This is a genomic window from Hyphomicrobium sp. (genome assembly GCF_036833075.1).
Lineage (GTDB): Bacteria > Pseudomonadota > Alphaproteobacteria > Rhizobiales > Hyphomicrobiaceae > Hyphomicrobium_C.
The window spans coordinates 1-10,884 of sequence record NZ_DAITQL010000113.1 but is presented as its reverse complement, the minus strand read 5'-3'; the positions used below and the strand labels follow the sequence as shown (position 1 = coordinate 10,884).

The window sequence follows — 10,884 nt, the reverse complement described above, 5'->3', positions numbered from 1 at the left end:
AGGATCGACAGCGATTAGCTTAACTCAATGTCCACGGAACCGGGGGCAGCTCAGCCAGACCGATCAGGCTCTGCTGCTAACCGCCAGTTTCGCCCGCGACGTCGCCGGCGCGACGTTCACATCCTACGCTGCCGCCATTGGTGTCCCATGAGCCCAACCTACAAAGTCATCGACGGTCCCGGCTGGCAGTGGGCCGAGGACTACGTTTATGTTACTGCCACATATGTCGTCGCCTGCCCGCCGAACCGCACCTGCCAAGTCGGGATGGGGCTTTTTGCCTTCGGTGAACCGCGTGGCGAGAAGATCCGCTTTTCCGGAGAAAGAGAGATCACCGTCGTCGGCGCCGGTGCGCTGCACTTCCGTGTCGACGACGGAAAAGGGCCCTGCAAGGTCGGCTTCGTCCAGAAGAGCAATCGTCTCATTTCATGGACGTGGGAAGTTTAGCGATGACCATCCGCAAGTGGGACGACAGAGCTTTGTGCGGCGCACCGCTCGAATAGATTGGTTGGGTCGCTATTGGCCCGTAGCGCCGGACACCCGACGGAAGCTATCGGGTCACCTCGAGCGTGGGAAAGCAGTGGACAGGACATGTAGCCGCCTCAACAGCGTCGACTGTCGGTCCCAGGAGGGACATCGCCATGTCACATGTGTGGGCGGCGCGGTTGTCGTTCGGGGCCAATTGCAGAAGTCGCCGACCCCGCGATTAGGTGCAAGACTGCGATTGTCAAATCTACATTGTTGCTCTCGATAGTCTCCGTTGACGGGAGCTGAAAGCGTCAAATCTGGTCTGCGCTACGCTCCACTTCGGTGAGTCCGTACGCTGGCCGACGACACATATCCTGGCGCACAGTGATTCAGGCGCGGACGAGGGTGTTTTCACGGGGATGGCGACGGCCGACAAGCCTGACTCATTAGACAAACGGCTTTTGACGGGCGTACGCATGCGGAATATCGTGTGCGGAAATCACATTTCGACCGCAAAACGTATTACGAGGGGACGTCTTTGATCACGCTAAACAATCCAGCCGGTTCGGTCTGGAGCAAATGGGATTTGCACGTCCACACTCCCGACTCGATCGTCCATAACTACGCTGGCGCAAAGGAGGAGGCCTGGGAACGCTTCTTCCGCGATCTCGAGAGCCTGCCGCCCGAGTTCAAGGTGATCGGCATCAACGACTACGTTTTCATCGACGGCTATGAGCGCGTGCGGAAGGCGAAGTCCGATGGCCGACTGAAGAATATCGACCTGATTCTACCGGTCGTGGAGTTCCGTCTGGACAAGTTCGCGGGCACGTCGCGGAAAACCGCCGACGGGGTGCAGACCGATTGGAACCGCATTAACGTGCACGTGATCTTCGCGTCGCTGGAGCCGGAACTCATCAGGCAGCAGTTTCTCAGCGCGTTGTTCGCAAGCTACCAGCTCGTCCCTGATAAGGCGCACCTAAAGTCGAAGTGGAACGCCGTGATCACGAGATCGTCGGTCGCCGAACTCGGCCAGATGATCATCGACGCCGCGCCGGCCAAGGAGCGTGGGTCCTACGGCTCGCCGCTCCAGGAAGGCTTCAACAATCTCTGTGTGGGCTTCGACAAGATCCAGCAAGCCCTCGGAAACCACAATTTCGAAGGGCGCGCGTTGATCGCCATCGGCAAGACCGAGTGGGACAATCTTAAATGGAATGACCAGTCCATCGCGGAGAAGCGCAACATCATCAACCAGGCCGACATCGTGTTCACCGCTGCGGAAAATCCCGACGCCTACGGGAAGGCCCGCAGCAAGCTTATCGAGGCGAACGTCAACGCCAAACTCTTCGACTGCTCCGACGCGCATGATTTTAGCGACGCGCAAGTGAAAGACCGGATTGGAAACGCCTTCACCTGGATCAAGGCCGATCCCACCTTCGACGGGCTGCGCCATGCAATCACGGAATTCGAGCAACGTGTCTATGTCGGCGAGGAGCCGCCGAAACGCAAGCTGGTCACCAATAACCGCACGAAGTACGTAAGGGCAATCGAGATCCGCAAGCGGGGCGACGCTGTGCTTTCGCAAATCTGGTTCGATGTCGAGATTCCGCTCAACCATGACCTGGTGGCGATCATTGGCAACAAAGGCAGCGGAAAAAGCGCGCTCGCGGACATCGCCGCGCTGGTTGGCAAGACGCGCAACTTCAGCAAGTTTTCTTTCCTGTCGGCGCAACGTTTCCGGGACGGCAAGGGCAAGCTCGCGCGTCATTTCGAGGGCACGTTGCATTGGGAAGACGGTTCGCCCACCAGCCGGAGCCTACACGATGATCCCCCGCCCGAATGCGTGGAGAGGATCAAGTATCTGCCGCAGCGCTACCTCGAGGATCTGTGCAATGAACTGGCGATCGGAGGCGGTTCATCGTTCGACGCCGAGCTCCGCAGCATCATCTTCACCCACGTGCCCGAAGAGGACCGCCTGGAGTTCGACTCGCTCGATGAGATCCTTGAATACAAGGGCGCCGAATTCCAGTCCGAGCGGCAGCGCGTGCAGCGGCAGTTGGGCCGGATCAATGCCGATATCGCCGCCGTCGAGCGCCGCATGACGCCGGCGTTCCGGTCAGGGCTCCAAGAGCAGCTGGGTGTCAGGAAGAACCAGCTAAGCGCACTCGACAAGGCCAAACCGCCCGAGGTCGAGGATCCGACGCAATCCGAAGCCGCCAGGGCGGAGGCGCAAGCGGCGGCGAAGCAATTGGCGGAGCATGAAGGCGTATTGAAAGCGTTGGCGGACGCGGAAGGCAAGGCCACGCAGGCGCGCGCGCACGCCCTCCGGTCGGGTGCCCAGGTCGCGAAAGCGTTACAGTTGATCGGCAATCACAGGCGCGAACACGAGCAGTTCCTGTCCGACCTAGGGAAAATGCTGTCCGAAATCTCTTCGACCGTCAGGCCGTCAGATATCGTGAGCCTGAAGATCGACACCCGGCCCCTCGCCGACATGGCGGCCGAGTTCCAGGCCGAGGCGACCCGGCAGCAGGCCATCATTACGGATGCCTCGCCGCATGGAATCACGGTGCGGCGGGAGCAGACGAAGCAAGCGATCGAGGCCGTGAAGGCCAAGCTTGGCGACAAGCAGCGCCAGTTCGTGGCCTACAAGGAGCTGCTGGCGGCCTGGGAGGCTCAGAGGGCCGAACTCGTAGGTGACGCGAACAAACATAACACTATCATGGGGCTCGAGCGCGAGCTCAAGGAGCTCGATCAGCTCCCTGCCACGCGAGATCGGCTCCGGCAACAGCGCATCGCCGCCGTCCGCGACATCCACCAGCAGCTCTCCCAACTCGTCGGTGCGTATCAGACGATGTACAAGCCCGTACAGGCGTTCGTCGACGCCGCCAGCACGATGGATATGCCGCTACCCCTTCAGGTCAATGTGCTGATCGCCGAGGATGGGTTCCAGGATGGATTTCTGAATCGCATGAGCCGGCAGGCAAAGGGCAGCTTCTACGGTCGCGACGAGAGCGTTGGTGTCGTTCAGGGCCTTCTGGAAGAGGCCAATTTCTCCGACGCCGACTCTGTGGTCGCGTTCGTCGAGGCGATCGAGGACCGGCTGCACTTTGACCGTCGTACGGTGGGCGAGGTGCCTGAGACGTTCGTCATCGACGCTCAGCTGCGCAAGGGTTTCACGACCGAGGAGATCTATGACTACGTATTCGGGCTAAGCTACCTCGAGCCCAAGTATTCCCTCACCTACAACGGCCAGGAGATCGGGCAGTTGTCGCCGGGTGAGCGGGGCCTGTTGCTTCTGGTCTTCTATCTGCTCGTAGACAAGGATGACATTCCGCTGGTGATCGACCAGCCGGAGGAGAACCTCGATAACCAGACCATCTACAAGGTGCTGGTCCAGTGCATCAAGTTGGCCAAGCGGCGGCGCCAGGTCATCATGGTCACCCACAATCCGAACCTGGCCGTCGTCTGCGACGCGGAACAGATCATTTATGCGAAGAAATCGGAAGACGGATTCAGGTATGTCACGGGGGCGATCGAGTCGCCCGTCATCAAGCAGCACGTGATCGAGATTCTCGAGGGCACGCAGCCGGCGTTCGACAACCGGCGTCTGAAGTACGCCTTCCACAAGCAGTAACGGCTGTCCCCGCAGGTAGGCTAGCCTCTTGCCAGCGTGATCGGATCACAGTTGAGAGAGAGAGCGTCGTCATCACGTGGATTAATCACTGCAATCAAGATCACTGCCGCGAATACCGTTGATCCGTCGCCGTTCACCGCTACTGCAAGTCGATGTCCGTTATCTCGGCTCATCGGAAGCGATGCATCGCATTCGCCACCTGGCGCCGAGGTCGGATTGCTCGGCTTTGCAATGGCAGCGTGGTTCCGAAACAGACAGCAGCGAACGACACCCGAAAAGAGACTGCTCACTCCAGTGGATAATGAGCACCTAACGGTCGCCAATTACACAGCAGACTACGGGGTCGGAAGCCACTTGCGCGGGATCAAGTAGTCAGTATCGCCCCTCCATGTCTCTGGAGCGACGACGTTGCTCTGGTCGCCCCATGCGTTCTGATCAGCATGATCGAGGACGATGATCTGCAGGCGATTTTTGAAGCTTTTTTGAGCACGCGCCAAAGCGGAAAAGATCTTCTGCGTCCTCGCGAGGTCTCCGAGCTTGCGCCTCCCAAGCGGGTCATCGCCTGGTTGTCCGCCAACAGGTTCGACAATCTCCTCGAACGTCTCTCCGGGGAAGTAGACCTGGCTCGGCTGGTCGATGAAGAGGAAGGTTGGAACTGGATTGCCGGAGAGTCGCGCCAAGAAGATTCCGTGCAGTGCCAGCATGGCCGCGAGATGATATCCCATCCAATTCTCGCCGCTGCCGATTTCCCAGAGGAAATCGCTCTTGCTCTGTCGGGTATGCGTAAACTTAAGGTTCAGCTCCTGTTCGTCGAGTTCAGGCGTGCCCTCGGCACCGTCGATTTCCAACGCTGCGATGAAACGTGCTATGTAGTTTGAGATCGATTTATGAACTTCCGAGCGCTTTCGATCGCGCTCATCCTCGTTCAGCTCGGTCCGCAGCCGAGCGATCTTTTCCCTGAGCAGACGATATTGCTCCTCGACGCCATCTTCGCCCTCCAGGTCGCCCATCATCTTCAGCGCTTGATCGACGCTTCCGAGGAAACGGTATACGCCCTCCAACGTGCGGCTTTGACCCCTTTCGACATCGGCTTCGGCTTCGAGAGCTCGACGTAGCTCACGAAGTTCGAGCTGGCGATGTTCGTCCGAGAGGAGTTGCTGCTCGATATCCGCGATTTCTCTATCGACGACGGGGCTCGCATGACGCGTTCCCGCGATCATGGAACCCAACGCGTCGAGCGGCTCCTTGAGGTCGCGGAGGAAGGCGCTGGCGGCATCGGTGTCAGTCCCGCACAAGACACAGCGTTCACTGGTTACGGCGGATGTGAACCAGTTCACGCCCTGCAATCTGGCCTGTTGATCGGCGGTAACCTCGTCATAGTCGGTGATCGAGGCGCGCAGGCTCTTGAGGCGACGCAATCGGCGTTTCGCAGACGAAATCGCGCGGTCGACCGTCTGTTCCTGCTCTCTCGTCCGGTCGAGTTGGTCGACCGCCGAGGCCGTTACGCCGCCGTTCGGCACAGTCGGTCCGGCGCTGGCGACCAATGTGCGCATAAGATCAACGATCGCATTGAGGTCCGCAGGTGGCGGTCCGGCAGGCAAGAGGTTGAGTTCCTGGCCCCGGAGAAACGCACCGATGACGCTGCTCTTCCACGACTCAACGGCGGATCGGCGCAGGCGCAGCGATCGTTGCAATTGTCGCGCTTGCGCTTCGAGCTGGTTTAATCGGTGCATACGAATGAGGTCGTCATTGGTGATGATGCCGAGCGCGAGCGGCAGCAGGTTCGCAAGCTTTTTGCGATGTTCGGTGGTGTCAGCCTTAAACAGCAGGGTGTACGGGTTGGCGACGATGTGTTGCGGGAGGAAGTTGAATGCGGCCATGTCGCGAAACGAGGCACGGCCTGCATAGCCTTCTTCTTCGTCGACGCTGAGACGGAGATCGGATAGCCCTGCGAGGGTGTCCATACGTTTCTTAAACGTCTCCAAGCGTTCATTTGCGGTTGGCCGCTTGGGCAAAGGGACGGCTGGATCGTAGCGCAATTCAACCCAGTAGTGGGGTGACGTGTCCCGACCATCGGGCTTCATGCGGGCGATCATCATCATACCGAGATCAGTTTCGACGACGAGTCCATACCACGACGCCAAATTGCGAATGGGACCGACGGGGATTGAACAGGTTCCGCTGCCGAGAACGTAGTCCACGATCCAGACGAGGGAGGATTTGCCCGTCGCGCTCCAACCGGTGATTACGTTCAGCTTGTCGAGCGCGAAGTCTATGGTGCGAGCGTCCAGGCTTCTGTCCTCGGGCCAGATCACAAGGCGCTTAATCAGCAACTTCATGTCACAATCCGATCCTTAGTCTCGTGGCCAAACTGGCAATGTCCTCTGCCGCGAACCAAGCGCCAAGGCGCCGAACGCATGCAAATATCTGGCTGACACTTTCCGCGTCGTCGCGGATATCGAGCGGCAATCTCGAGCCGAGGGCGCGATATCCGGCAAATCGTCGGCCATCTACGCGCTCCAGAAGACGCGCGGAGCAGGCGACTTGCAGCCCCTTCAGCGCATCCAGGGCGTAGAAGTCGATTCTGTATTGCAGGCCGGCGAGAATGTCGGGGCAGTCTTCGAGAGCCTTGGACAATCCGCTGTTGAACTGCATGCGGAACGTTTGCTCGGCTGTGTCGCGTTGGAACATCATCGCGGCGGCGATGACGAAGAGTGGCAACTCGGGAGCGGTGCCGTCTCCGTGTCCACGGAAGGATGTTGCGAAATGCCAGAAGGCCCGGGCGGTAAGCGCGGGATTGTGGAGAATACGCTCCTCGTGATCATGCCTCATCACCAACCTTCGGTACGTAGGTCGTATCCCACCATACGTCATCGCTTTCGGCGAGCCGATGGTAGTGTCCCGAGGTCATGTACATCTCGTCACAGGGCGTGCCGGCCAGCGGCTCTCGGTGCTCGTAGGTCGTCCGCATCAGCACTTCAGTGCCGATACGTCGAATGTCGGCACCGGTCATGTGCACCTTGGTCTGCCGCATGATGTTGCGCCAGCGGGTGCAGAGGCGTTCGCCGCGTTGGAGCCATTCCGAGGGGGGAACGCTGCCCTCCTGACCGATGCGATACTTTTCGGCGCCAAACTGCAGGAAGTGATCAACAGACTGCACGACATCGTCAGGCGACGCATCGATGCGGGTCAGGTGATGCACGAATCGACGGGTCATCGATTTGGCGCGTTGTTCGGGATCGACGGGCACTTGCGAAGCCGGGCGCGGAAGCAGGCGTTGGCGGCGAAGCGACTGCTCCAGGGAACGGCACTGACGCACGGCGCCGACTCTGCTGATGATCCCCGGCTCTCGGCGCCGGCGGCACGTAATCGCGATGCGATATGGGCGGTCCTGCACCTCATCTGCCAGCGCACGGGCTCGAACGCTCTTGGTCGAGCGCCCCACGTCCGCTGCCTGTGGTATTGCCGTCATTGATCGCCGAGCGTTCCGGATTAGAACTTCAAATCCAATAATGTCCGCTTTCTCGGCTTATGAGACGTCCCCGAAGCGGCGCCGCCAGGATAGGCATTTCGTACCGCATCTTGCGAAGCATGAAGCTGAAGCCATGCGGCACGCAAGGGGCTAGGGACTTACGGTTAGAAACTCCCACAGCCCCGATAGGATGAGGTTGATACGTCGCTTGTCCTTTTATGAGATGGGTTGTCACGCCTTCTGCGTCTGGACTTTGGCCTTCGTTTTGGAGGCTGCCCTTGTGGGTTTGGTCGGTTTCGGTCTGGCTGGTGACGCCGGTGGCGGGACGCTCTTCTCGTTCAAACCCGAGATCAGGGCGCGCGCCCGGCGCGCGATGGCGTCGGCAAAATGCTTCACCATCACGTGGGGACCGGCGGGCATGGCGTTCACCGCGTCGGTCGCAGCCGTGAGCTCCTTGATGGCGGCGGTCGCCAGCGCTTCGACGCGGCGTACGGTCTGCGTCGGATTGAGACCGCACTCCTCGGCAAAGCGTTCCCAGTGCCGGCGCTTGAGGTGCTCGCCGCGGTTCTTGCCGGCGATCTTCTGCGCCAGATTGCGGGTAATGCCCTCCCACGCTGCCGCACACATGACGTCGTAGAGTGGCGCCAGCGCGAAACCTCGCCCGGAAATCATCAGCGAGTAGTTCTTGGCATGGGCGTCCGTGTTGCAGGCGATGATGTTGAATATTACCTGGTCCAGAAGGGCGAGCAGATCGGGAGCCCCCATCGCATTGCGTGTGAGCGCGAACATGTCGGCCAGCGTCGGCCCCTTAATGCCGGTCTTGTTGCTCTCGTACTTGGCCGACGGTGGCCGTCCGAGCGCCTGGCAGAAGTCTTCCTGATGCAGGCGCCGCCAGCGGTCGCCCTGCTGGATGCGGTCGTAGCGGGTGGTCAGGAAATACGTGCGCCGACCTGCGATGCCGGTCGTCACGTCCGGCACGTTGAGACCACACCGTCGCGCTAGGGTCAGGCACAAGGCCTCGTTCTGGACGCCGCCGAACAGGCGCTCCGAGTCCGGCTTCAGGATGTGGGTGGACGGCGCGCCATCTATGGGAATGCAGATGCGGTTCTTCGTGTCGATGGCAACGCCGAGCTTGTTCTGCACGCCGGCCAGCGACATCGATACCCCTTCCTCGCCGGTCAGGAACGGCTTCTTCGGCAACTCTTCGATGATGCGCTCGAGCTCGGCGGTCTTCCTGACCGGCTTCCAGTTGCCGGAGCTGGTGGAACCGGGCCGGCCGACCGACAGCGCACCGGCCGTGTCGCGGCCGATCTCCGACAGGATGCCGACCACATCGTCGGGAGAGGCGCCGAGCGTCAGCCCGACAGTTCGGAGCTGCGCGCCTTCGGGCAGCAGGTTCGCCGCCCAGGGCAGGAACAGCGCCGGCTTTACCGGACGGGTGGAGAGCGGCATGAGGATTGAAAGCGGGAAGGCGCCGCGCGTGCGCAGCCATTCCGGATCGTAGAGGAACGTCGGTCCCTCGGCACCGACCTCGATGTTGCCGACCGTGCGGGCCTCATAATAGACCGGCAGCGCGTTCACGACGGCAAGCCTTCGTCGTCGATCATGTCCGGCAGCAAGGCGTTGTCTGCGCGGTCCTGAGCTAGCAGGTCAAAGATCCGCAGCCCCACCGCGTTGGCGACCACCAGCGAGCGGCCCAGCTCGCAGGTGGGCTTGCCGGCCTCGAGGTCGATGATGAAGCGCCGCCCCACGCCGGTGGCAAGCGCGAGTTCGTCCTGATTCATCTTGAGTGCCTTGCGCCGTTCCCGCACCAAGGTGCCGAAATGGGCCGCCTCGTGCTCTCCGATGCGGGGGCCATCGGCCATCGCGATCCGCCTCCCATTCCAAAGTGCTTACGATCTATAAGTACCCGTACGGGAACTTATACCGCGACTTACGCTCGAAAGCAACAAAAAGTTCCCGATCGGGAACTTTAACGATCGTCGAGACGGAAAGCGGCCGAATTGTTCCCGTACGGGTACTTTGCTCTCGCCGATGGCCTCTTCCAAAGCAATGTTCCCGATCGAGAACATTGCTTTGGGCGGGGAAGCTAGCTGTTCGAAAGCTTCTGTTCAGCACGATGCCTCCCAGCGGAATCGCGCCGGGAATCGTCGTCTTCATCCGGTCGCCCCACATGCGGAACTTTATGGTCGAGGCAGATCGAAGTTGCGCTTCTGACGGTCTGGGCCGGTTGCGGCCACGAGGTAGATGAGAGGTCGTGCGCCTCGTCGCTGAGTTCGTCGAGCAGGTCTTCGGCAAGAATCCGCGTCGAAGACTACGCGCTGCTTGTGCTTCCGCCAGAGATACGTGCCTTCCCGAAGATATCGGGCAGCCTGTGCTGATTGACCTCGTTGATAGTGACGAACGTCCTCGAGACGTGGCTGATTATTTTGTTCGCCGTGTCGATCTCCTCGCCGACGATGCGCTCGAGCAGGTGTTGACGAAACGCGCGCACATCGGTGCGGGTCACGTACCTCATGGGGCGATCCCCGCCGACGACGTCGATGAAGGTCTTGGCGCCGTTTTTGGGACTTTGCAGTCTGAGTGCTCGCTTCTCCCGGGCCGGAGCGACGCAGATCTGCCTACTCGTGAGCACCTTCCTACGTTTCTCTTAGAACTCCCTATCGTTCCCGCGTATTGCAGCGTTTCCTCATTAACTCAGTATCAGCCTCTCCGGCATCATGGCCCTGTCCGATAACCGACGCATCCGGTGGCGCCGGAGCGGTGAACCGAAGAGACCTACCTGCGCATCAAGATCGACGACCCGACACTGCCTCATCCGATCTGGAGCGCTTGATCGAACGTGTTGCGCGCTTCTCTGGCATCAGGACAGAAACGAAGAAGCTTAGCGGGCTCATACACCAGATCGACAAAGGCGATCTCACGGGAATGGCGATCCCGAACCGGGTCGTTTCACGCTTGCCCGAGGTTTCCACTCTGCGGTGCTGAATTAGGGAGGTACTTTTCACGGCGCTGGCGGCGTCGGGTTTGCCAGCGAGGAACTCTTCAGAACCTCCTCCCAATTGGCAAGTTCATCGAAGATCTGGTTCGATCTTTTTCCTGAGAGGTCCAACAATCCAATCAAAGACTCATAGAAAAATCTATGCGGATCTGCGGCTTCCGGTCTGCGCGTCTTCGCCCTTGGCTCCGGTGGCCACGTAACGATGTCCCGGCCCCTTCGTCCGACGCAGCTTCCTAGAACCTCTGCGTCAGCGTGAGCTTCCTAGAACCTCTGCGTCAGCGTGAGATTGACGCCGTGGGCGTCGAAGGCATGGAA

General features: G+C 60.2%; 8 protein-coding genes. 2 read left to right on the top strand and 6 right to left on the bottom strand.

The features are described from left to right. Positions 1-147: 147 nt before the first annotated feature. Entirely contained in the window at positions 148-444 is a 297-nt protein-coding gene (locus tag V7082_RS20000; RefSeq protein WP_334151313.1) for a hypothetical protein, read from the top strand. Positions 445-955: 511 nt separating this feature from the next. Further along, positions 956-4,096: a TrlF family AAA-like ATPase gene (locus tag V7082_RS19995; protein ID WP_442909829.1), complete on the top strand. Its 3,141-nt coding sequence runs from the start codon at positions 956-958 to the stop codon at positions 4,094-4,096. A gap of 335 nt (positions 4,097-4,431) precedes the next feature. Here V7082_RS19995 and V7082_RS19990 read toward each other — a convergent pair whose 3' ends face one another. From V7082_RS19990 to V7082_RS19965, 6 genes are all read right to left on the bottom strand, one after another. Then, on the bottom strand, positions 4,432-6,435 hold the full coding sequence (locus V7082_RS19990) for a DUF3732 domain-containing protein (protein WP_334151310.1): 2,004 nt from the start codon (positions 6,433-6,435) through the stop codon (positions 4,432-4,434). 1 nt (position 6,436) lies between these two features. Then, positions 6,437-6,928 carry a three component ABC system middle component gene (locus V7082_RS19985; protein ID WP_334151308.1) on the bottom strand — a complete coding sequence of 164 codons (492 nt, stop codon included), beginning with the start codon at positions 6,926-6,928 and terminating at the stop codon, positions 6,437-6,439. Beyond that, on the bottom strand, positions 6,918-7,541 hold the full coding sequence (locus V7082_RS19980) for an ABC-three component system protein (protein WP_334151306.1): 624 nt from the start codon (positions 7,539-7,541) through the stop codon (positions 6,918-6,920). The genes V7082_RS19985 and V7082_RS19980 overlap by 11 nt, the downstream gene beginning before the upstream one ends. A 258-nt stretch (positions 7,542-7,799) precedes the next feature. Next, positions 7,800-9,149 (bottom strand): type II toxin-antitoxin system HipA family toxin, encoded by a 1,350-nt coding sequence (locus V7082_RS19975; RefSeq protein WP_334151305.1) that lies wholly within the window; start codon positions 9,147-9,149, stop codon positions 7,800-7,802. Beyond that, on the bottom strand, positions 9,146-9,433 hold the full coding sequence (locus V7082_RS19970) for a helix-turn-helix domain-containing protein (protein ID WP_334151303.1): 288 nt from the start codon (positions 9,431-9,433) through the stop codon (positions 9,146-9,148). The genes V7082_RS19975 and V7082_RS19970 overlap by 4 nt, the downstream gene beginning before the upstream one ends. 449 nt (positions 9,434-9,882) lie before the next feature. Next, positions 9,883-10,086 carry a hypothetical protein gene (locus V7082_RS19965; RefSeq protein WP_334151301.1) on the bottom strand — a complete coding sequence of 68 codons (204 nt, stop codon included), beginning with the start codon at positions 10,084-10,086 and terminating at the stop codon, positions 9,883-9,885. Positions 10,087-10,884 lie beyond the last annotated feature (798 nt).